Genomic DNA, 21,911 nt, shown 5'->3' with positions numbered 1-21,911 from the left:
ATGTCTGGCTGTCCTTACTTCGTGAGGTGGTCGGGGCCGAAGGCCTGCGGGAGCATCCGGGACAGCGGGAGGATCCCCTCCGGGGTCTCCAGCAGCAGCTCCGGGCCGCCGAACTCGTACAGCAGCTGCCGGCAGCGGCCGCAGGGGACGAGTACCTCGCCCTGGCCGTCGACGCAGACGAAGTGCGTCAGCCGGCCCCCGCCGGTCACCTGGAGCTGCGAGACGAGACCGCACTCGGCGCACAGGCCGATGCCGTAGCTGGCGTTCTCCACGTTGCAGCCGGTGACGGTGCGGCCGTCGTCGACCAGGGCGGCGGCGCCCACGGCGTACCCGGAGTAGGGGGCGTACGCCCGGGACATGGCGTCCCGGGCCGCCGTGCGCAGCTCCTCCCACGCGGCCCCGGTCACTTGCCCTGGCCCTTGCGGTACTGCATGCCGTCCGCCTTGGGCATCCGCAGCCGTTGCGCGGACAGGGCGAGGACGACGAGCGTGACGACGTACGGCGTGGCGGAGACGACCTGGTTGGGGACCTCGTTGGTGCCGGCGTACCAGGCGAAGACCAGGGCGCCGACGACGAAGGTGATCGCGGCCTTGACGTACTTCTTGCGGATCACCAGCCAGATGGCGCCGGCGACCAGCAGCAGGGCGCCGAGCAGCAGCAGGGCGTGCACGTTGGCGGAGCCGCCGCGCAGGTTGAGGCTGTCGGTGTAGCCGAAGAGGCCGGCGCCGATGGCGAGGCCGCCCGGCATCCAGTTGCCGAAGATCATCGCCGCGAGGCCGATGTAGCCGCGGCCGCTGGTCTGGCCCTCCAGGTAGAAGGGGTTGGCCACGATGGAGAGGAAGACACCGCCGAGACCGGCCAGTCCACCGGAGATGATCACGGCGAGGTACTTGTACTTGTAGACGTTCACGCCGAGGGACTCGGCGGCGATCGGGTTCTCGCCGCAGGAGCGCAGCCGCAGGCCGAACGGGGTGCGCCACAGGACCCACCAGGTGGCGGGGACCAGGGCGACCGCGAGCAGGGTGAGCCAGGAGACGTCGGTGACCAGGCCGCCGAGCAGGCCCGCGATGTCCGAGACGAAGAACCAGTGCTGGTCGTTGAGGCTGTCCAGCCAGCCGGACAGGCCCGGGATCGAGAAGTGGCCGAGGGAGTCGACCGGCGGGGACTGCTTGGCCGAGCCGCCCTGGTGGCCCTCGAAGGCGAGCGGGGCCAGGTAGCGGGTGGCGCCCAGGGCGAGGATGTTGATGGCCACACCGGAGACGATGTGGTTGACGTTGAAGGTGATCGTCACGATGGCGTGCAGCAGGCCGCCGAGGCAGCCGCCGACGATGCCGACCAGGACGCCGGTCCACGGGCCCCACTGGAAGCCGGCCCAGGCACCGAACCAGGTGCCGAGGATCATCATGCCTTCGAGGCCGATGTTGACGACGCCCGCGCGCTCGGCCCACAGACCGCCGAGACCGGCGAGGCCGATCGGCACGGCGAGCTGGAGCGCGGTGGACATCTGGCTGACGTTGGTGATGCCGTTGGCGCCGGTGATCAGGCGGACGATCGAGGTCAGCGCCAGGGCACCGGCGATGACCAGGAGCAGCACGGGCCACGACATGCGGCGGCCGGTCGGTGGTGCGTGCTCCAGCGACGGCTGGTTGACGTCGGTCGCTGTGGTCGGAGCGGTCATCGGCCGGCCACCTCCTTCTTCGAGTTGTCGGTGGCGCCGAGGACGTGACCGGCGGCCAGCTCCGCGCCGACCCGGCGCTGCTGGCGGCGCAGGCCCCACTCACGGACGGCCTCGTAGGAGACGACGACCGAGAGGACGATCAGGCCCTGCATGATGACCGCGATCTCCTTGTCGTACCCGTGGAAGTCCAGCTCGGGCGAGGCCTTGTCGAGCCAGGCCCACAGCAGGGCGGCGAAGGCGATGCCGACCGGGCTGTTGCGGCCGAGCAGGGCGATGCCGATGCCGAGGAAGCCGATGCCGGTGGGGAAGTTGAGGCTGTAGGTGTGGGTGTCGCCGAGCAGGATCGGCAGGCCCGCGAGACCGGCGAGGCCGCCGGAGATGAGCATCGCGGTGAGCACCATGCGCTTGGGGTCGACACCGCTGGCCGCGGCGGCGGACTCGGAGGCGCCGGAGGCGCGCAGGTCGAAGCCGAAGCGGGTGCGGTTGAGGACCAGCCAGTAGCCGATGCCGAGCAGTACGGCGAGGATGACCAGGCCGTAGATCTCGCCGGCCGCGCCCATGTCGATGCCGGGGATCCAGCCGGACTCGTGCATCTCGCCGGTGGTGTTGTTGTTGCCGATCTTGACGCCGAAGACGTCGGGCAGCCACAGGTAGCCGATGACGGCGGTGGCGATGGAGTTGAGCATGATCGTCGCGACGACCTCGCTGACGCCCCGGGTGATCTTCAGGACACCGGCGATGCCGGACCAGAAGGCGCCGGTGAGGACGGCGGTCAGGAGCAGCAGCGGGACCTGGAGGCCGGCCGGCAGGCTGGCGTGGGCGCCGACGATCGCGGCCATCATGGCGGCGAGCTGGTACTGGCCGTCGACGCCGATGTTGAACAGGTTCATCCGGAAGCCGATGGCCACCGCGAGGGCCGCGATGTAGTACATCGACGCCTGGTTGATGATCAGGACCTGGATGTCGGAGAACCCGGCCTGCTCGAACATGAGGGCGAACGGTTCGACCGGGTTCTTGCCCGAGGCGATCAGGACGATCGCGCTGAGCACGAAGGCCACGGCGAGCGCGATGACCGGTCCGGCCACCGCGAGGAGCACGCGCTCCTTGTCGAACTTCTTCATCAGCGGGCCTCGTCTTCCGGAGACTCGGGGGACTCAGGGGCCTCGGGGGACTTGAGCGACTCGGTCGGCTTGGTCGGCCTGGGAGTGCCCGGGGACTGCGGGGACTCCGGGGACTCCGGGGACTCCGGGGACTCCGGGGACTCCGAGGACTCCGGGGACTCCGGGGACTTCGACACGCCCGCCGGGGCGGCCGGGGCCTTGGCGGTCTCCTCGTCCTCCAGGTGTCCGGAGGCGGCGCCGGTCATCGCCGAGCCGAGCGCCTCGGGGGTGATGGTGGCCGGGTCGGCGTCCGCGACCAGCTTGCCGTCGTAGATCACGCGGAGGGTGTCGGACAGGCCGATCAGCTCGTCCAGGTCGGCGGAGATCAGCAGCACCGCCAGGCCCTCACGACGGGCCTCGCGGATGTGGTCCCAGATCGCGGCCTGCGCTCCCACGTCCACTCCGCGGGTGGGGTGGGCGGCGATCAGGAAGCGCGGCTTGTGGCTCATCTCGCGGCCGACGATCAGCTTCTGCTGGTTGCCGCCGGACAGCGAGGCGGCGGTGACGTCGATGCCGGGGGTGCGGACGTCGTACGTCTCGACGATGCGGCGGGTGTCCTGCTGGGCGCTCTTGAGGTCCAGCCAGACGCCCTTGCTGTTGGGCTTCTCGGTGACGTGGCCGAGGATGCGGTTCTCCCAGAGGGGCGCCTCCAGGAGCAGCCCGTGGCGGTGGCGGTCCTCGGGGATGTAGCCGACGCCCTGCTCGCGGCGCTTGCGGGTGGGCAGCGCGGTGATGTCCTGGTCGAGGAAGCGGATGCTGCCGGAGTCGGCCTGGCGCAGCCCGATGAGCGCGTCGACCAGCTCGGTCTGGCCGTTGCCCTCGACGCCGGCGATGCCGAGGATCTCACCGGCGTGGATGGTGAAGGAGATGTCGTTCAGCAGGGCCTTGCCGCCGGGCGCCGCGAGGCGCAGCGTGTCGACGGTGAGGACCGCGCGGTCGGTGACCGTGGACTCCGCCGTCTCCGGGGTGGGCAGCTCGCTGCCGACCATCAGCTCGGCGAGCTGACGGGGCGTGGTCTCCGCGGGGACGGCCGTGCCGACCGTGGTGCCGCGGCGGATGACGGTGATCTCGTCGGCGACCGAGAGGACCTCGCCCAGCTTGTGGGAGATGAAGATGACGGACAGGCCCTCGGCCTTCAGCTCGCGCAGGTTGTCGAAGAGGGCGTCCACCTCCTGCGGCACCAGGACGGCCGTGGGCTCGTCGAGGATCAGCGTGCGGGCGCCGCGGTAGAGGACCTTGAGGATCTCCACGCGCTGGCGGGCGGCGACACCCAGCTCCTCGACGAGGACGTCGGGGCGCACCCCGAGGCCGTACCGCTCGGAGATCTCCTTGATCTTCCGGCGGGCCCTGGCGCCGATGCCGTAGAGCTTCTCGCTGCCGAGGACCACGTTCTCCAGGACCGTGAGGTTGTCGGCGAGCATGAAGTGCTGGTGGACCATGCCGATGCCGCGCACGATGGCGTCGGCGGGCGAGGAGAAGGCCACCTTCTCGCCGTCGACCGCGATGGTGCCCTCGTCCGGCTTCTGCATGCCGTAGAGGATCTTCATCAGGGTCGACTTGCCGGCGCCGTTCTCACCGACGAGGGCGTGGACGGTGCCCTTGCGGACGGTGAGGTGGATGTCGTGGTTGGCCACGACGCCGGGGAAACGCTTGGTGATCCCGGCGAGTTCGACGGCGGTCACCGGTTCGTTGACCGCCGCTCCGGCCGGAGGGCTGCTGGACGCGTTGATGGCGCACTCTCCTGGGGACGGGGGCCGTCTACGCGCGTAGCGCCCCTACGGCATCTAAAAGCGGCGGCGGCACATCGACGCGACGGGGTACGGGGAGGGCGACTTCGAGGACGCTCTCCCCGTACCCCGCCGTGCGGCCGGGCCGGCGCGGTTACACGCTGTTCGAGGTACTGCTGGTGCTACTCAGCCGTTCAGCTGCTCTTGACCTTGATCTCGCCGCTGATGATCTTCTCCTTGGCCGTCTTGATGGCTGCCTGGAGCTCGGCGTCGTCCGCGAACTTCGGGTTGGAGTCCGAGAGACCGACCTCGCCGGACTTCAGATCGCCCCGAACGATACCGGTCTCCGGCTTGCCGTCCTCGACCGACTTCGCGAGGCTGTAGACCGCCTTGGCGACGTCCTTGGTGGCCGAAGTCAGGATGGAGTCCTTGTACTTCGCGAGGGCTTCCTGCTTGTACTGGTCGGAGTCGACGCCGATCGCCCAGACCTTGTTGGCGGCGGCGGCCTCGATCACGCCCTGACCGGAGAGACCGGCCGCCGCGTACACGACGTCGGCCTTCTTCTCGATCTGGCCCTCGGCGGCGGTCTTGCCCTTGTCGGGGCTGGAGAAGCCGCCCTCCTCCGCGGTCTGCGTGAGGTACTGCGAGATGACCTTGACCTTGGGGTCGGTGTCCTTGACGCCCTGCTCGTAGCCGGCCTGGAACTTGTGGATCAGCGGGACGTCCACACCGCCCACGAAGCCGACCGTGTTGGTCTTTGTACTCTTGGCGGCGGCGACACCGGCGAGGTAGGACGCCTCCTGCTCGTTGAAGACCAGGTCCGCGACGTTCTTCGCCTCGATCGTGGCGTCGTCGACGATGCCGAAGGTGGTGTCCGGGTACTTCTCGGCGACGTTCTTCATGGCGGACGCGTAGGCGTAGCCGATGCCGACGACCGGGTTGTACCCCTGCTTCGCCAGCGAGGACAGCCGCTGCTCCTTGTCGGCGTCCGTCTCGCCGTCGGTGGGCTCGACGTCGGCCGTCTCGTAGCCGAACTCCTTCTTGGCCTGCTCCAGACCGGCGTACGCGGCGTCGTTGAAGGACTGGTCGCCCTTGCCGCCGACGTCGTACGCGATGGCGAGGCCCTTGTCCCCCTTGGACTCCGAACCGGAGTCGGTCGAGGTACCACCGCAGGCGGCGAGGGCGAGGGCCAGGGAGGCGGTCGCTGCGCCTGCGACCGTGATCCGGGAAATCCGGCGCATGTCTGGTGCTCCTGTCGTACAAGCGCCGGGGACGGTTCGGCTGCGGCGCTGCTTTCGCCGCAGATTAACGCGCGTAGACCTGCCTGAAAACCCCTTCTGTCCACCTTGTTATCCGCCCGTGAGCAAGGCGACGCGTATGGGGGTACGGGGCTCGCCGGACGCAGACGGAAGGTGGCGGAGGGTGACGCCCGGCCCGGGGGCCGCGGCACGCGGAAGCGGACGGGCACCGGGGGCGCCCGTCCGCTTCGTCGGGTTGCGTGCCGTGCCGTCGCGGCTACTCCGTGGCGACCTTGATGGAGCCGTCGACGATGCCCGCCTTGGCCTTCTCCACGGCCTCCTTGGCGCCGGGGACCTCGGCGAACTTCGGGTTGCTGTCGGACAGGCCCACGCCGTCGGACTTCAGGTCGAAGGTGTGGGTGCCGGTCAGCGGCTTGTCGTCCTCGACGGACTTGGCCAGGGCGAAGACCGCGCCGTTGATGTCCTTGAGGGCGGAGGTCAGGATGGAGTCCTTGTAGGCCGCCAGGGCCTCCTGCTGGTACTGGTCCGAGTCGACGCCGATCGCCCAGATCTTCGCCTTCGCGGCGGCCTCGATCACGCCCTGACCGGAGAGGCCGGCCGCCGCGTACACCACGTCGGCCTTCTTCTCGATCTGGCCCTCGGCTGCGGCCTTGCCCTTGTCGGGGCTGGAGAAGCCGCCCTCCTCCGCGGTCTGCGTCAGGTACTGCGAGAGCACCTTGACCTTGGGGTCGGTGTCCTTGACGCCCTGCGCGAACCCGGCCTCGAACTTGTGGATCAGCGGGACGTCCACACCGCCCACGAAGCCGACGGTCTTGGACTTCGTGGCCTTGGCCGCGGCGACGCCGGCCAGGTAGGAGGCCTCGTTCTCGGCGAAGACGAGGGAGGCGACGTTCTTGCCCTCGACCACGGAGTCGACGATGCCGAAGGTGGTGTCCGGGTATTTGGCGGCGACGGCCTTCATCGCCGGGCCGTAGGCGAAGCCGACGCCGATCACCGGGTTGTAGCCCTGCTTGGCCAGGGAGGTCAGGCGCTGTTCCTTGTCGGCGTCCGTCTCGCCGTCGGTGGGCTCGATGTCGGCGGTCTTGTAGCCGAACTCCTTCTGGGCCCGCTGCAGACCGGCGTACGCGGCGTCGTTGAAGGACTGGTCGCCCTTGCCGCCGACGTCGTAGGCGATGGCGAGGCCCTTGTCGTCACCGCCGTCGTCGCCGCTTTCGCCGCTGGTGCCGCCGCAGGCCGTGGCGGCGAGTGCGAGCGACGCGACCCCCACCGCGACGCGGGTCAGTCTCGATATCCGACGCATCTGAAGTTCCCCATTCTCCAAAGCCCCGCAGCGGGTGCTCGGTTCGGCGCACATTAACGCGCGTAGAACCTCCTGGGAACGGGATTGCGCGGCGCCGTTATCCATTCGTGCCGCTGGCCGGTTACCGCCGGTGCGGCTACTGCACGGCGTCGATCAGCGCCGCCGCGGTGAACATCTCCACGCCGACCGTGATGGCGTGCTCGTCCACGTCGAAGTCGCCCTGGTGGAGGTCGCGGACGGTGCGCTCGCCGGGCGGGCGGACGCCGAGGCGGGCCATGGCGCCGGGCACGTGCTCCAGGTACCAGGAGAAGTCCTCGCCGCCCAGGCTCTGCTCGGTGCCCTCGACGGCGTCGGTGCCGCGCCGGGCGACCATGGCGGCCTGGAGCAGTTCGGTGCTGGTGACCTCGTTGACGACCGGGGGCACGCCGCGGACGTAGGTGATCTCGGACTTGGCCCGGTACAGGTCGGCGATCTCGTCGATGGCGCCCATCACCAGGTCGGGTGCCTGCCGCCAGGCGTCGAGGTCGAGGCAGCGCACGGTCCCGGCGAGTTCGGCGTGCTGCGGGATGACGTTCGGGGCGTGGCCGGATTCGATCCGCCCCCAGGTCAGCGCAAGCCCGCTGCGGCTGTCCACGCGCCGGGCGACGAGCGGGGGCACGTCGGTGACCACGCGGGCGGCGGCGGTGACCAGGTCGGTGGTGAGGTGCGGGCGGGCGGTGTGGCCGCCGGGGCCGTTCAGGGCGATCTCCAGCCGGTCGCAGGCGGAGGTGATGGGACCGACCCTGAGGCCGATCTTCCCGGCGTCCACCCGGGGGTCGCAGTGCACGGCCAGGATGCGGCGCACCCCGTCGAGCGCACCGCCCTCGATGGCGTCGGCGGCGCCGCCGGGCAGCACCTCCTCGGCCGGCTGGAAGACCAGCCGCACGGGCCGGGGCAGCAGGCCCTGCTCGTGCAGGGCGGCGAGCAGGAGCCCGGTGCCGAGGACGACGGTGGTGTGCACGTCGTGCCCGCAGGCGTGGGCGCGGTCCGGCACCTGGGAGCGGTACGCGCACTCGGTCTTGGTGTCGGGGATGGGCAGGGCGTCGATGTCGGCCCGCAGGGCGAGCATGCGGGGCCCGCCGGACCACTGTCCCGAGTCGGTGCCGGTGCCGATGTCGCAGACGAGCCCGGTGCCGATGGGCAGCACGCGGGGCTTGAGTCCGGCCCGCTCCAGCCGTTCCTTGATCGCGGCGGTGGTGCGGAACTCCTGATTGCCCAGCTCGGGGTGCATGTGCAGATCGCGGCGGAAGGCCACGAGCTCCGCGCGCAGCGTGTCCGGCAAGGTGCCGGGCAGCGCGGCTTCACCAGGAGTGTCGGCCTCGGACTCTGGGGACATCAACACGTTCACCCTTTGCAGCGTAGGGCTCCCGGGCGATCGATGGACCCACGATCAACAAAATTCAGCCCGTTAGGGGAAGAAAACTCGGCCGCCCTACGCATAGCCATCATCTCGCTTGGGTAAACTTGGCCGCCTTTCCGACCGAGCCGATCATGAGATCACCGTGAGCGGCCCGACCGCTCCACGGCACCCGTCCTCTTCCCCACGGTTACCACGCGTGGCCCGCTCCACGCGCCCTACCCCGCGCTCACCACCGCCGACAGCCGGTGCACGTCCCGGGCCGAGCCGGTGACGCCGCTCAGGAATCCGCGGGCCCGCGGTGAGGCCGTCTCGGTGAGCCAGGCGGGGTCGATGTCGCAGACGGCGACCCGGACCTCGGTGCCGGTGAGGGCCAGCGGCAGGGTGTGGACGACGGTGGACGGGAAGCTGAGGACGGTGCGGCCGATCGGGCCGCGGCGGGCGATCAGCTCCAGGGGGAGGTCGGGGCGGACGATCTGCAGGCCCGTCTCCACGGCCAGCCGGTGCAGCTTCTCGGCGCCCTCCCGGCGGTGGGCGAAGTAGCGGGCGGCCCCGTGGGTTTTCGCCAGGGCGTGTACGGCGGCCACGTAGCGGTCGGCGTCGACGACGCCGGTCTCCACCAGGGAGGTGCCGACCATGTCGGCGCCCTTGGTGATGCGGGGCGGACCGAAGCGGGCCCTGGTCCAGGAGAAGTCGTTCGCGGCGACGGTGACGCCTTCGGGGACGTCCTCGATGGGCATGGAGGAGAAGACCGAGACCTGCCGGTCGGGGGTCGGGGTGAGGCGGTGGCGGGCCGACCGGGAGACCGGGGCGAAGAGCAGGTCGCGCGGGCCGGGGCGGCTGCCCTTGCGGTGCCAGCGGACCAGGCGCTCGCCGTGGGCCAGCTGGGTGACGAACTCCATCGTGGCGGTGCCGTCGTCGACGACGACCAGGTCGTGGGCGCGGGTGATGGTGAGGAGGAGCTGCACGTAGCGGGAGAACGGGTCGCCCATGACGACCCGGTCCGCCTGGCGCAGTGCGGTGGTCAGGCCGCCGACCGTGCGGAAGGGGGCGGTGGCACCGCCGCGCGCCTCCTCCCAGCGGATCTCGTGACCCTCCTTGCGGGCCAGTTCCGCCATGCGGCGCAGCTGGCCGCGGGTCATCGGGTCGACGGGCGAGAGGACCACGAGGGTGAGCTCCGCGCCGGGGGCGCGGGTGTGCGCCCACTCCAGCACGTTCAGCAGTTGTACCGGGCTCTCGACGAAGGCGAGAGTGCGGGGGCCGGCGTTCCCGGCGCGGGGGCTCATCGGTGGGGTCCGTCCCGTGGTGAGTGACTCGGTGGCCGGTGGTCAGACGGTGACGGGCTCGCCCGCGGCGGCGGCGATCTCCGCCTCGGCGACGACGCCGGTGACGCGGCGCAGCTTCTTCATCGGGCCCAGCTCGGAGTCGTAGACCTTCTTGACGCCGTCGCCGAGGGAGGCCTCGATGGTGCGGATGTCGCGCACCAGGCGGGTCAGGCCCTGCGGCTCGACGGAGGCGGCCTGGTCGGAGCCCCACATGGCGCGGTCGAGGGTGATGTGGCGCTCGACGAAGGTGGCGCCGAGGGCCACGGCGGCCAGCGTGGTCTGCAGGCCGGTCTCGTGTCCCGAGTAGCCGATCGGGACGTTCGGGAACTCCTGCTGGAGGGTGTTGATGACGCGGAGGTTCAGCTCCTCGGCCTGCGCCGGGTAGGTGGAGGTGGCGTGGCACATGAGGATGTTGTCGCTGCCCAGGACCTCGACCGCGTGGCGGATCTGCTTCGGGGTGGACATGCCGGTGGAGAGGATGACCGTCTTGCCGGTGGCGCGCAGGGCGCGCAGCAGCTCGTCGTCGGTGAGGGAGGCGGAGGCGACCTTGTGGGCGGGGACGTCGAACTTCTCCAGGAAGGCGACGGCCTCGGTGTCCCACGGGGAGGCGAACCAGTCGATGTTCTTGGTCTTGCAGTACTCGTCGATCTGGCGGTACTCGTCCTCGCCGAACTCCACGCGGTGGCGGTAGTCGATGTACGTCATGCGGCCCCAGGGGGTGTCCCGCTCGATGTCCCACTGGTCGCGCGGGGTGCAGATCTCCGGGGTGCGCTTCTGGAACTTGACGGCGTCGCAGCCGGCCTCGGCGGCGGCGTCGATCAGCTTGAAGGCGTTCTCCAGCTCACCGTTGTGGTTGATGCCGATCTCGCCGGTGATGTAGACGGGGCGGCCGGGGCCGGCCTCGCGGGTGCCGAAGGTGCGGATGCGGGAGTTGGTGCTCATGGCAGGGGGTTCCTTACTTGGACTGGGTGAGCGTGGGGGCTTCGAGAGGGTCGGGGGTGTTCAATGAGGGGCCCAGGAGCCAGGCCGCGATCTCCCGTACGGCGCCTTCGCCGCCGGGGACGGTGGTGACCGCGCGGGCCGCGCCGCGTACCGCGTCGTGGGCGCTCGCGACCGCCACGGGCCAGCCGACGAGGGCGAAGCACGGGAGGTCGTTGACGTCGTTGCCGACGTAGAGCACGCGTTCGGGCGCGATGCCCTGTTCCTCGCACCACTGCTTGAGGGCGAGGTCCTTGCGGTCGATGCCGTGCAGCACGGGCAGCTTGAGCTTGCGCGCGCGGGCGGCGACGACCGGGTTCACCTCCGTGGACAGGATCAGCATCGTCAGGCCGCTGCGGCGCAGGGCGGCGATGCCGAGTCCGTCGCCGCGGTGCACGGAGACGAACTCCCGTCCGTCGGAGTCGATCAGCACCCGGTCGTCGGTCTGGGTGCCGTCGAAGTCGAGGACCACGGCGTCGATGTCGGCCGCGGTCGGCAGGGCGCCGGGCCGGGCCGCGTCGAAGTGCGGGGCCAGGGCCCGGGCGCGGGCCAGGTCGTGCGGGTCGTCGATCTCCAGGACGCGGGCCGGGTCGGTGCGGACCAGTTCGGTGCGGCCGAAGAAGCGGTGCTGGTGCTTGCGGAAGCCGGGGGCGGCCATGGCGTAGGCGGCGCCGGTCTCCAGCAGGTCCTGGGGGCGGTCCTGGCGGCGGGGGCGGTACGCCTTGTCGTGGTTGACGCCGTGGCCGCCGTCGGCCCCGCCCGTCTCGTCGGTGCCGTCCCGCCAGACGAAGCCGTGGAACGGGGCGACGGTGACGGCGGTGTCCGCGCCGTCCTCGGCGACCGCGCCGGCCACCCCGTCGACGTCCTCGCGGACCAGGAAGGGGCTGGTGCACTGCACGAGCAGGACCACGTCGACGGCGGCGCCGTGCAGGGCCTCGTGGGTGTCCATCGCGTGCAGCACGGCGGCCTCGGAGGTGGCCGTGTCCCCGGCGATGGCGGCGGGCCGCAGCACGACCTCGGCCCCGGCCTCGCGGGCCGCCGCGGCGATGGCCTGGTCGTCGGTGGAGACCACGACGTCCGTCACGAGGCGGGCCGCCAGGCACTCGCGCACCGCGCGGACCACCAGCGGGACGCCGCCGACGGGGGCGAGGTTCTTCGCGGGCACTCCCTTGGAGCCGCCGCGGGCGGGGATGACGGCGAGCACCCGGCGCACCGAAGCGCCCTGGCCCGCTTCCGGGTTGGACATGGGATCTGCTCCTTGCGCAGGTGTCGCGGGGCCCGCGGACGTGGGCGCAACCGCGGAGGTCTCGGGTATCGGGGCGGGCCCGGGCGCCGGGGCGGTCACAGCTCCCCCATCCGGCGGATCACCGGGGCGACCCGCTGGACGCCGTGCCGGTAGGCGCCGCGGGCCGCACGCCGCACGACCTGCCGCACGGGGCCGGGCGCCCGGTCGGCGGCCGGCGCGCCGGGCAGCGGGGTGCCGTCGGGGGCGAGGTGGTGGCGGGCGAGGATGCCGGGGAGGTAGCCGGGCGCGGTGACGAGGGTGTAGTAGGGGGCGAGCGGCGGCAGTCCGCCGGGCCGGGACAGCAGGGCGGCGATGCGCCCACGGGCCTCGTCGAAGGCGGTCTCGTAGCCGCCGTCCGCCGCCACGCCCTGCCGGGCGACCCACTCGGGGTCGGGGGCCGGGCGGTGGCCCGCGTCGAGCTGGTCCCAGGAGGCGAGGCAGCCGGAGCCCACGAAGTGGTGGTTGCCGAGCGCCTCGCGCACGCCCAGGTCGGTCAGGACGACCGTGGGGATGCGGCGGTGCAGGGATTCCAGGGCGGCCGTGGAGCTGACGGTGACCAGCAGGTCGGTGCGGTCCAGGACCTCGCCCATGTGCCCGTAGACCAGGCGGAAGTTGGCCGGCGGGTCGGCCCGCTGCACCAGCTTCTGGTAGGGCAGTTCCTCGATGTGCGTGGTGTGTTCGCCGGGCTTGGAGCGCAGCTTGAGCAGCACCTCGCGCTCGGGATGGAGGCGGGCGTGCCCGATCAGCCGTTCGAGGAGGTACGTACGGTCCCGGCGGCTGTCCGGCACCGAGGGCTGGGCGGCGAAGACCACCGTGTAGGGGCGGTCGTCCCGGCCCGGCTCACCGGCGTAGGCGGCCCCGCCCAGGAAGGGCAGGGCGACCTCGGTCACCGCGGCGGCGTCGGCGCCGACCCCCTCGTACACCGCGCGGAAACGGTCCGCGTCCTGACGGGAGTTGGCGAGGACGAGGTCGGCGCCGTGGCGCAGCAGCAGGCCGTCGGCGAGCTTCTCGTAGACGACGCCGACGTAGCCGGTGACGACCACGGGCCGCTCGGCGTCGTGCTGCCAGACGCGGCCGAGCCCGTGCAGCATCGCCTGGACACCGCCGCCGACCAGGGCGAGGACGAGGACGTCGTAGGAGTCCTCGCCCCGTGCCCCGGCCATGGCGCGCAGGAACTCGACGGCGGTCACCTCGCGGAGCGAGTCCGCGCTGACGCCGACCTCCTGGAGCTGGCGGGCGGTGGGGGTGGCTCGGCCGCGCAGGAGGTACCCGTCGAGGTGGATCTCCGTGTCCGGGGGGCAGACGCGGGTCGCGGTGAGCGCGCCCCATTTCCACCGGGTGTCGGAGTCCGCCAGGACGGCGACTCTGAGGGCCTTCGTTGCACTTGCTGGCACGCCCCAGACGCTAGGAAGCCATTCCTAGGAACCGCCCAACCGGAATCCAACAAAGGGTGAACAGCACATCGCCGAATGGGGATCCGGCCCGCCCGGACCTCGGAAAAGCGTCCGCTTCACCGCTTCGCCACGCCGCGTTCACCGGGAATCAAGAAACCGGTAAAGCCGCATGCCGGACCGTCGCATAACGTCGCTCACGTGCCCAAGCTCTCCGTCATCGTGCCGTTCTACAACGTGCGGCAATACGCCCCAGACACTCTGCGGAGTCTGCGCGCCAACGCGCGGGACGACTTCGAGTTCATTCTCGTCGACGACTGCTCCACCGACGGGACCGTGGACCTCCTCGCGCGCGCGGAGCGCGAGCTGCCGGGGGCGGTGCTGGTCATACACGAGCACAACGGCGGCCTGGCGACGGCCCGCAACACCGGCATCGACCGGGCGCGCGGCGAGTACCTCGCCTTCCTGGACGGCGACGACTGGCTGGCGCCGGGCCACTGCGCCGATCTGGTGGCCGCGATCGAGCGGCTGGACGTCGACTTCGTGCGCACCGACCACGTGCAGTGCACGGGACGCAACCGCACCCTGCACCGGGTCCCGCACGGCCGCCGCAACACGGCCCTGCGCCCGCGCGACGCGATCCTGCCCGCGCACCGCACCACCTCCGTGGACTACGCCTACGCGTGGGCGGGCGTCTACCACCGCCGGCTGGCCGAGCGCGGCCTGCTGCACTTCACCGACGGGCTGCGCACGGCCGAGGACCGGCCGTGGATCTGGAAGCTGCACCGGGAGGCGGAGTCCTTCGCGGTGACCGGACTGCTCGGCGTGTTCTACCGGCGCGGGGTGGCGTCCTCGCTCACCCAGATCGGTGATGTGCGCCAGCTCGACTTCATCCGCGCGTTCGACGAGGTGCTCGCGGGGGCGGCCGGGGACGCGGACGCCGCGCGGCTGGTGCCGAAGGCGGTCCGCACGTACTGCGCGATCATCTCCCACCACCTCGGCTCCATCGAGCGGTTCGAGCCCGCCGTGGCCCGGATACTGAGGGAGCGGAGCGCGGCGGCGCTGCGGCGGATGCCGCAGGAGGCGCTCGACGAGGTGCTCGACACGATGGACGCCGAGCGCGCCACGCGGTTGCGGCGGCTGCGCCGTCGCGCGGCCTCGGGCGGCCCGGCCGAGGGGGCGGCGGCATGACCACACAGATCTTCCTGGCGTCGACGCTGTACGGCACGGCCACGCTCGCCGCGGCCCTGGACTCCGGCTGCTTCGACGCGGCCGACCGGCGGATCCTGCTGGTCACCAACAACGCGGCGACGCCCGAGACGACACCGCCCCTGGACGCCTCGCCGGGGTTCGCGCGGCTGCGGGGCCGGTTCGACGACGTGGTGTCGTGGAACGAGGCGATCTGCCCCTTCCACCCCGGGGACTGGTCGCCGCGGGCCGGGGACGTGCCGTTGTGGGAGCGGCACCTGCGGCTGGCCTGGGGGCTGGGCGACGACGACGTGGCGCTGGCCGTGGAGTCGGTCCACGTGCCGCCGGCGCTCGGCGTGGCGCAGATCTTCACCGACGCGCCCCTGACCGTCTACGCGGACGGCCTGATGAGCTACGGGCCCACCCGCACCAAGCTCGCCCCGCTGGTCGGCACGCGCGTGGAGCGGCTGCTCCACCTGGACCTGGTGCCGGGGCTCGCGCCGCTGCTGCTGACCGAGTTCGGCGTGGAGCCCGAGGTGGTGCCGTCCGCGGCGTTCACCAAGGTGCTGGCCGAACTGGCGGACACCGGCGACGGGCTGCCGGACGTGGAACGGCCCGCGGTGCTGCTCGGCCAGTACCTGTCGGCGCTGGGCATCCTCTCCGCCGAGGAGGAGGAAGACCTGCACGTGCGGATGCTGACCGGCGTCGCCGCGCTCGGGCACCCGCGCGTGGTGTTCAAGACGCACCCGACGGCCCCGGCCCGCTTCACCCGGGTCCTGGAGGAGGAGGCCGGTCGGCTGGGGGTCGACCTCACCGTGGTGGAGGCGCCGGTGCCGGCCGAGGTGCTGTTCCAGCGGATGCGTCCGGCGCTGGTGGTCGGCTGCTTCTCCACGGCGCTGCTCACCGCGTCCGCGCTGTACGGCCTGCCGGTCGCCCGGGCCGGCACCGAGACGCTGCTCGACCGGCTGACGCCGTACGAGAACAGCAACCGGGTGCCCGCCACCCTCGTGGACGCGCTGCTGCCGGACCTGTCGGACCCGGCCGCCGTCGCCGGGGGGCGGCGGGAGATGGACACCGAGGAACTGGCCGGGCTGGTGCGGGCCGTCGGGTTCGCGATGCAGCCGAAGGTCCTGCCGGAGCTGCGCCCGGCGGCGGAGGCGTATCTGCGCGCCCACCTGGACGCCCGCTCCTGGCGGTACTTCAAGAAGCGCAGGCTCACCTCCCTGGGCCTGCCGGGCGGCATCCCGGCCCGGCTGGGGTTCCTGCCGCACAACTCCACGGCACGCAGGGTGGTGCGCCGGGCACGGTCGATCCGGCGCTCGATCGGGCGGTGACGGCCCGGCCGCCAAGAATTCACTTCCGCTGCGAACGGAGTTCGCCTTTCGGTGCCCGCCGGGTCACCTTCGGATCCGGGCGCGTCGCTAGCCTGTTCCAATCTCCCCTCGTCTCTTTCCCCGTCTCTTTCCTCGTCTCCGACTTCATCTCTCCCCTCCTCGAACGTGAGAGGCCCGCGTGCCGAAACTGTCCGTCGTCGTTCCCATGCACAATGTGGAATCCTTCGCCGAGAGCACTCTGAGAAGTCTCGCCAACAACGCGGACCCGGACTTCGAATTCCTGCTCGTCGACGACTGCTCCACGGATTCCACGTCGTGGCAGATCGAACGCTGGGCGGACCGGCGCACCGACACCCGGGTGATCCGGCACGAGACGAACCGGGGTATCGCGCAGGCACGCAACAGCGGTATCGACGCGGCCCGCGGCGACTACGTCACGTTCCTCGACGGCGACGACTGGTACGGGCCGGGCTACCTCACCGAACTGGTGCGCTGGGTGGAGGAGTTGGGCTGCGACTTCGCCCGCACCGACCATGTGCAGGCCACCGGCACCGAGCGGGTGATCCGGCGGCCCCCGGCCCCGGCGCGCAACGTCGTGATGGACCCGCGCGACGGCATCGCGCCGCCCCACATGGAGACGATGGTCGACTACCCCTTCGTCTGGGCGGGCATCTACCGGCGCCACCTCTTCGACGACGGCGGGATGCGCTTCGCGACCGAACTGCGCACCGCCGAGGACCGGTTGTGGATCTGGCGCCTGCACCTGAAGGCCGCGACGTACGCGTCGGTGGGACTGCACGGGGTCTTCTACCGGCGGGGGGTGGCCACCTCGCTCACCCAGATAAAGGACTCCCGGCAGCTGGACTTCATCCCGGCCTACGACATGCTTTTGAAGGACCTGCTCGCGGACCCGGAGGCAGAACGTTTCCTCCCCAAGGCCGTACGGACCTACTGCGCCATGATCGCCTTCCACCTGGGCAAGGTGGGCGAGTACGAGACCTCGGCGGCGCAGCGGCTGCGCCGGGAGGCGCGGGACGCGCTGCACCGCATGCCCCAGCACGTACTGGAGGAGACCCTCCGGACCATCGACAGGACTCGCAGCAGGTTGCTCGGCCGCCTGCGTGACGGGCGGAAGGCTGCCTGATCCATGCCCCACAAGACCCAGATATTCCAGGTCTCCACCCTCTACGGAGCCGCCACCCTCGCCGCGGCCCTCGACGCGGGCCTGTTCGGACCGCGCGGCGAGGCCCGGCGCGTCCTGCTGGTGTCCAACAACGCGGCGATACCGGAGACCGCACTGCGCCTGGACGAGATGCACGGGTACGGGCGAATATCCGGCCGGTTCGACTCCGTGGTCAGCTGGAACGAGGCGATCCGTCCGCACCACCCCAGCGCCTGGGGCCCCCGGGGCAACGACGTGTCCCTGTGGCAGAAGGCGTTCCGGCTCGCCTGGGGCATCGGCGAGCGGGACCTGATCGAGCTGGCCGTCGAGTCGATCCAGGTCAACCCGGCCCGCGCACTGGCCGCGATCTTCTCCGAGGCGAGCCTCCACGTGTACGCCGACGGCCTGATGAGCTACGGCCCCACCCGCGACAAGCTGCCGCTGACCCTCGCGCGCCGCATCCGCCGCCTGCTCCACCTCGACCTGATCCCGGGCCTCAGGCCGATGCTGCTGTCCGAGTACGGCGTCGAGCCCGAGGTCGTCCCCGACGCGGCGTTCCGCGCGGTGCTCGACGAGGTCTCCCGGGAAGCGGCCGACGGCCCCGAACTGGCCCCCGTGGTACGGGAGAAGCCGACGGCCGTGCTGCTCGGCCAGTACCTGGCGGCGATCAACATCCTGACCGCGCAGGAGGAGGAGGACCTCCACGTCCGCATGCTGACCGGGGCCGCGCGGGCCGGGCACCGCTCCGTGGTCTTCAAGCCCCACCCGACGGCGCCCGCCGGCTACACGGCGGCCCTGAGCAAGGCGGCGGCGGACGCGGGCGTGCGGCTCACCGTGCTGGACGCGCCCCTGCTGGCCGAGACCCTGTACGACCACTGCTCCCCCGAACTCGTCGTCGGCTGCTTCTCGACGGCGATGGTGACCGCCTCCGCCTACTACGAGGTGCCCGTGGCCCGGGTCGGGACGGCGCTGGTGATGGAGCGGCTCACGCCCTACCCGAACAGCAACCGGGTGCCGCTGGCCGTCGTGGACCACCTGGTGCCCGACCTGGAGGGCCCGGACGACCCGGCGCTCGTCGGCACGGCGCCCGCGTCCCTGTCCCCGCTGGTCCGGGCGATCGGCTTCTGCATGCAGCCCAAGACCTACCCGGAGCTGCGCAGACCGACGGAGGAATGGCTGCGCGGCCATCTCTCCGGCACCCCCGGCTACTACTTCCCGGAGCTGCGGCTGACCGAGCTGGGCCTGCCTGGCAGCCGCCCGCAGCTGCGGGCGAAGCTCCAGGTGCGGCGGGCCAGGCGCGTGGTGCGCAGGGCGGTGCGGCGCGGCACCGGGGGGAAGTGAGAGGGCCGGACCGCGACGACGCCGGAGCCCCCACCGCACGGGTGGGGGCTCCGGCGTCTCGGCGCCGTCCGGCTCAGCCCAGCCAGCGGCCCAGCCGCAGCCGGGTCCACAGCAGGGCGGCGGCGAACGACAGCGCGACCGTGACGGCCGTCAGACCGGCGAGAGCACCTGCGGCGCCCGCCCAGCCCGCGTCCGCCGACACCAGCCGCGGGGCCAGCGCCTCCAGGAACAGCAGGTGGACCAGGTAGGCGCCGAAGGAGGCCCCGGCGAGCCTGCCGAGGAGCGGCCGGAACCGCTCGGGCACCCTGATCCGGTCGAGCGCCATCAGCAGGGTTCCGGCGAGCAGCGCCACCACCACGGAGGCGTACGGGCTCGGGAAGTGCACCCGGTGCTCGTAGACGGCGACCGCGGCCCACGCGCACAGCCCTCCGGCCAGCCACAGCAGGCGGCGGCGCCGGCCCGCGACCGCTGACCCGGGCAGCGAGAGCAGGACGGCCCCGGCGACGGCGTACGCGATCTGGTAGACGCCGAACTGCCAGGCGAAGGTGGGCACCCGCACGTCGAGGAGACGCCCGAGGTCGCCCAGGAGGGTCGGGGCGAGCGCCAGGCCGAGCAGCGCGGCGCCCGCGCCCCAGGGCCGCTTGCCGTTCCTGACCAGCACGGTCACCGACAGCAGCAGGATCACCGGAACGTAGGCGTACAGGTACCAGAGGTGGAAGGCGGGCCGCACGGAGGCGAACACCGCGTCCCGGGCGAGCCGCGCGGTGGGTTCGGTGTTGGCGTCCCGGGCCCAGTCCCACAGCAGGTAGACGGCGGTCCACACGGCCAGCGGCACGACGATGCGGGTCAGCCGTTTGCGGACCTGCCGGCCGTCGCGGGGCGGGGCCCCGGAGAGGACGACCCAGCCGGCGATCGCGAAGAACAGCGGCACGGCGCAGCGGCTCAGCGCGTCCCCGGTGAGCGCGGTCCAGTAGACGGGCCCGCCCTGCGCGGGATCGCGGTCGACGGCCTTCATCAGTTCGCCGGCGGCATGGCAGACGATGACCCCGACCGAGGCCAGAACCCGGACGAGGTCGACGTCGTACCGGTGCTCCCCGCGGGGACGCGGCACCTGCGCCCGGTCGGCGACGGCGGCGGGGCGGACGGACTCGGTGGTGGTCAGGGGCTCGGCGGCGATGGGGGGTCACTCCCGGGTTGGACGCGCGGGCCCGGCGGTGTGGGCCGGGCGGGGGATCGGCATGCCGCGTCGCGCGCGCTCGCAGCCGCGGCGCCGCGCGGCGCACGTCGGTGCAGGCTATGAGAGGGCCGTGAGCGCCGGAAAGCGCCGCCGGATGAACATCGGCGACCTGTGCGTGACCCCTCGGTGAACGCCGGGAGCCGCCATCGTCCGGCCATCCGGCGTTCCGCAGAAGTTCGCCCCATGGTCCGTTCCGAGAGCTGCGTTTCGGGTGCCGGACGTCCCTAGTCTGGCCTCACCCACCCCACTGGCGTTCCACGCACCCACGTTCACTTCCGTGACGGATAGAGGTCGTTGACCCATGAACAGCCGTACCCTGCTCCGCAGTTCCGCCGGCCGGCGCCTGCTGCGTCCCGTCGCCGATCTCATCGACCAGCGCATCGAGCGGCGGATCCGCGCCGCGGAGTCCCGCAGACCTCCGGTGCCCGACCCCGAGGTGACCCAGAAGCAGCAGCTCACCTTCGAGCTGCTGGTCGGCTCCTCCGGTCGCGGCATCTCCCGGACGGTGGCCGAGGGGTCCCTGGAACGGCTGCACCGCGAGGTCGCGGCCCTGGCCGGGGACCGGGTGGCGGCCGAGCGCAACGTGGCCACCGCGTACCGGCTCCTGATCGCGCTGGAGTCGCTGGGCGTGGGCCGGGTCGCGGGCGGCACCATGAACATCTGCGGCAAGCTCGCCTCGATCCCGCTGCTCGGCCCGCCGAACGACGAGGTCCTGGAGATAGGCACGCTGTACGGCATGTTCTCCGCCGGTCTGGTGCGGATGCTGGAGCGCGACGGGCGCAGCCCGGCCCTGACCATCGTGGACCCGTTCGCCGGTGTGCAGCTCCAGCCCGGCACCACCGTGCGCCCCGACCCGACGGGCACGCCGGTGGACGAGCACGCGGTGCGCACCAACCTCGCCCTGGCCGGTCCGGCCGGTGCGGCGGCCCGCATCCGGCAGGGGTTCTCCGAGGACCCCGAGACCCGTGCGGCCGTCTCCGACCGCTCCTACGGCGTGATCGTCGTCGACGGCGACCACTCGGCGAAGGGGGTGCGCCAGGACCTCCAGTGGGCCGAGGAGATCGCCGCGCCCGGCGCGATCGTCGTGCTGGACGACTTCGGCGACCCGAGCTGGCCGGGCATCAAGGAGGCCCTCGACGAGCACCTGAAGGACGACACCCGGTTCACCTACCTCGGGAAGGCCGCCCACTCCGCCTTCCTGCGGGCTTCCTGAGGGCTTCCCTGAGGGCTTCCCTGAGGCTTCCCGAGCGGGCTGCGCAGGGTGGCGACCGGGACACATTGAGCGATACGTGCGATTTTCTGACCGTCGGATCGCGCGTGCCGACTCCTTTTCCGGCATCGAGGATGCATCCTCGCCTCATGGCCACTGCGCAAGAGACGCACGAGTACCCCGGTGAGCTGAACGACGTCCCCGGCTGGTTCTGGCCGCTCGACCAGGTGCTGTTCTCCTGGTTCCTGGAGCGGCAGGAGCGGCTGGACACCCGCGGCGACCTGCTGGAACTGGGCGCCTACCTGGGCAAGAGCGCGATCCTGCTCGGGCACCGGCTGCGGGACGGCGAGACGCTCACCGTCTGCGACCTGTTCGGGGCCGAGCCCCCGGACGCGGCCAACCGGGCGGAGGCGGCGAAGTCGTACTCCTCGCTCACCCGCCAGGCCTTCGAACGCAACTACCTCTCCTTCCACGCCACCCTGCCGACGATCATCCAGGCGCCCAGTTCCGCGGTCGTGGACGAGGTCGCGCCGGGCAGCTGCCGCTTCGTCCACATCGACGCCTCGCACCTGTACGAGCACGTCGAGGGCGACATCGGCGCGGCCAAGGAGCTGCTGGGGCCCGACGGCATCGTCGTCCTGGACGACTTCCGCAGCGAGCACACCCCGGGCGTCGCCGTCGCGGCCTGGGAGGCGGTGCTCAACCGCGGGCTGCGCCCGGTCTGCCTGAGCAGCCAGAAGCTGTACGGCACCTGGGGCGACCCGGAGCCCGTGCAGGAGGAGCTGCTGGCGGCACTGCGCGGGCGCGACGACATCGCCGTGACCGTGGAGCGGGCCGCAGGGCACCGGCTGGTGCGGACCCGCGCCAGGGGCAAGCGGCTGCGGCCGCCCTCGCTGCCGTCCTCGCGGCACCCGGCGCCCGCACCCCCGGCGGCCACCCC

The 21,911-nt window shown here is 71.9% G+C and carries 18 protein-coding genes; 6 read left to right on the top strand and 12 right to left on the bottom strand.

What is annotated here, in order from left to right; genetic code table 11:
* Positions 1-14: 14 nt before the first annotated feature.
* The 11 genes from BZZ08_RS22220 to BZZ08_RS22170 form a co-directional block, all read right to left on the bottom strand.
* Positions 15-407: a cytidine deaminase gene (locus BZZ08_RS22220; RefSeq protein WP_104634006.1), complete on the bottom strand. Its 393-nt coding sequence runs from the start codon at positions 405-407 to the stop codon at positions 15-17.
* Positions 404-1,678 carry an ABC transporter permease gene (locus tag BZZ08_RS22215; protein WP_104634005.1) on the bottom strand — a complete coding sequence of 425 codons (1,275 nt, stop codon included), beginning with the start codon at positions 1,676-1,678 and terminating at the stop codon, positions 404-406. The genes BZZ08_RS22220 and BZZ08_RS22215 overlap by 4 nt, the downstream gene beginning before the upstream one ends.
* Entirely contained in the window at positions 1,675-2,799 is a 1,125-nt protein-coding gene (locus BZZ08_RS22210; RefSeq protein ID WP_104634004.1) for an ABC transporter permease, read from the bottom strand. Before BZZ08_RS22210 ends, BZZ08_RS22215 begins: the two co-directional genes overlap by 4 nt.
* The gene (locus BZZ08_RS22205; protein WP_241965534.1) at positions 2,799-4,520 is read right to left on the bottom strand and encodes an ABC transporter ATP-binding protein; all 1,722 of its coding nucleotides are present in this window, start codon (positions 4,518-4,520) and stop codon (positions 2,799-2,801) included. The genes BZZ08_RS22210 and BZZ08_RS22205 overlap by 1 nt, the downstream gene beginning before the upstream one ends.
* A 239-nt stretch (positions 4,521-4,759) precedes the next feature.
* Positions 4,760-5,806, bottom strand: coding sequence for a BMP family lipoprotein (locus BZZ08_RS22200; protein ID WP_104634003.1), 1,047 nt, complete (start codon positions 5,804-5,806; stop codon positions 4,760-4,762).
* A 274-nt stretch (positions 5,807-6,080) separates the two neighbouring features.
* Positions 6,081-7,124 (bottom strand): BMP family lipoprotein, encoded by a 1,044-nt coding sequence (locus tag BZZ08_RS22195; protein ID WP_104634002.1) that lies wholly within the window; start codon positions 7,122-7,124, stop codon positions 6,081-6,083.
* Between the two features lie 136 nt (positions 7,125-7,260).
* Positions 7,261-8,499 carry a M20 family metallopeptidase gene (locus tag BZZ08_RS22190; protein ID WP_104634001.1) on the bottom strand — a complete coding sequence of 413 codons (1,239 nt, stop codon included), beginning with the start codon at positions 8,497-8,499 and terminating at the stop codon, positions 7,261-7,263.
* Between the two features lie 239 nt (positions 8,500-8,738).
* Positions 8,739-9,806, bottom strand: a complete 1,068-nt coding sequence (locus tag BZZ08_RS22185) for a hypothetical protein (protein WP_104634000.1) — start codon at positions 9,804-9,806, stop codon at positions 8,739-8,741.
* Positions 9,807-9,848: 42 nt separating this feature from the next.
* Positions 9,849-10,787, bottom strand: coding sequence for an N-acetylneuraminate synthase family protein (locus BZZ08_RS22180; RefSeq protein WP_104633999.1), 939 nt, complete (start codon positions 10,785-10,787; stop codon positions 9,849-9,851).
* Between the two features lie 13 nt (positions 10,788-10,800).
* On the bottom strand, positions 10,801-12,069 hold the full coding sequence (locus tag BZZ08_RS22175) for an N-acylneuraminate cytidylyltransferase (protein WP_104633998.1): 1,269 nt from the start codon (positions 12,067-12,069) through the stop codon (positions 10,801-10,803).
* Between the two features lie 95 nt (positions 12,070-12,164).
* Positions 12,165-13,502 (bottom strand): DUF6716 putative glycosyltransferase, encoded by a 1,338-nt coding sequence (locus BZZ08_RS22170; RefSeq protein ID WP_104633997.1) that lies wholly within the window; start codon positions 13,500-13,502, stop codon positions 12,165-12,167.
* Positions 13,503-13,700: 198 nt separating this feature from the next.
* Here BZZ08_RS22170 and BZZ08_RS22165 point away from each other — a divergent pair, with 198 nt between their 5' ends.
* The 4 genes from BZZ08_RS22165 to BZZ08_RS22150 all read left to right on the top strand — a co-directional run bounded on the left by BZZ08_RS22165 (position 13,701) and on the right by BZZ08_RS22150 (position 18,524).
* Positions 13,701-14,690 carry a glycosyltransferase family 2 protein gene (locus tag BZZ08_RS22165; RefSeq protein WP_104633996.1) on the top strand — a complete coding sequence of 330 codons (990 nt, stop codon included), beginning with the start codon at positions 13,701-13,703 and terminating at the stop codon, positions 14,688-14,690.
* A complete protein-coding gene (locus tag BZZ08_RS22160) occupies positions 14,687-16,021 on the top strand; it encodes a polysialyltransferase family glycosyltransferase (RefSeq protein WP_104633995.1) in 1,335 nt (444 codons plus the stop codon). The genes BZZ08_RS22165 and BZZ08_RS22160 overlap by 4 nt, the downstream gene beginning before the upstream one ends.
* Before the next feature lie 178 nt (positions 16,022-16,199).
* Complete coding sequence (locus BZZ08_RS22155) at positions 16,200-17,165, top strand: glycosyltransferase family 2 protein (RefSeq protein ID WP_104633994.1); 966 nt, start codon at positions 16,200-16,202, stop codon at positions 17,163-17,165.
* A 3-nt stretch (positions 17,166-17,168) separates the two neighbouring features.
* Positions 17,169-18,524 (top strand): polysialyltransferase family glycosyltransferase, encoded by a 1,356-nt coding sequence (locus BZZ08_RS22150; RefSeq protein ID WP_104633993.1) that lies wholly within the window; start codon positions 17,169-17,171, stop codon positions 18,522-18,524.
* Positions 18,525-18,597: 73 nt separating this feature from the next.
* Here BZZ08_RS22150 and BZZ08_RS22145 read toward each other — a convergent pair whose 3' ends face one another.
* Positions 18,598-19,635 (bottom strand): acyltransferase, encoded by a 1,038-nt coding sequence (locus BZZ08_RS22145; RefSeq protein WP_104633992.1) that lies wholly within the window; start codon positions 19,633-19,635, stop codon positions 18,598-18,600.
* A gap of 427 nt (positions 19,636-20,062) precedes the next feature.
* On the opposite strand from BZZ08_RS22145, the gene BZZ08_RS22140 reads away from it, so the two are divergent.
* Together BZZ08_RS22140 and BZZ08_RS22135 are read left to right on the top strand one after the other, a co-directional pair.
* Positions 20,063-20,974 (top strand): class I SAM-dependent methyltransferase, encoded by a 912-nt coding sequence (locus tag BZZ08_RS22140; RefSeq protein ID WP_104633991.1) that lies wholly within the window; start codon positions 20,063-20,065, stop codon positions 20,972-20,974.
* A gap of 146 nt (positions 20,975-21,120) precedes the next feature.
* On the top strand, positions 21,121-21,911 hold a 791-nt coding region (locus BZZ08_RS22135; protein ID WP_104633990.1), incomplete at its 3' end, for a class I SAM-dependent methyltransferase.

Source organism: Streptomyces sp. MH60 (assembly GCF_002939385.1).
Lineage (GTDB): Bacteria > Actinomycetota > Actinomycetes > Streptomycetales > Streptomycetaceae > Streptomyces.
This window is presented reverse-complemented; position numbering and strand designations above follow the sequence as displayed.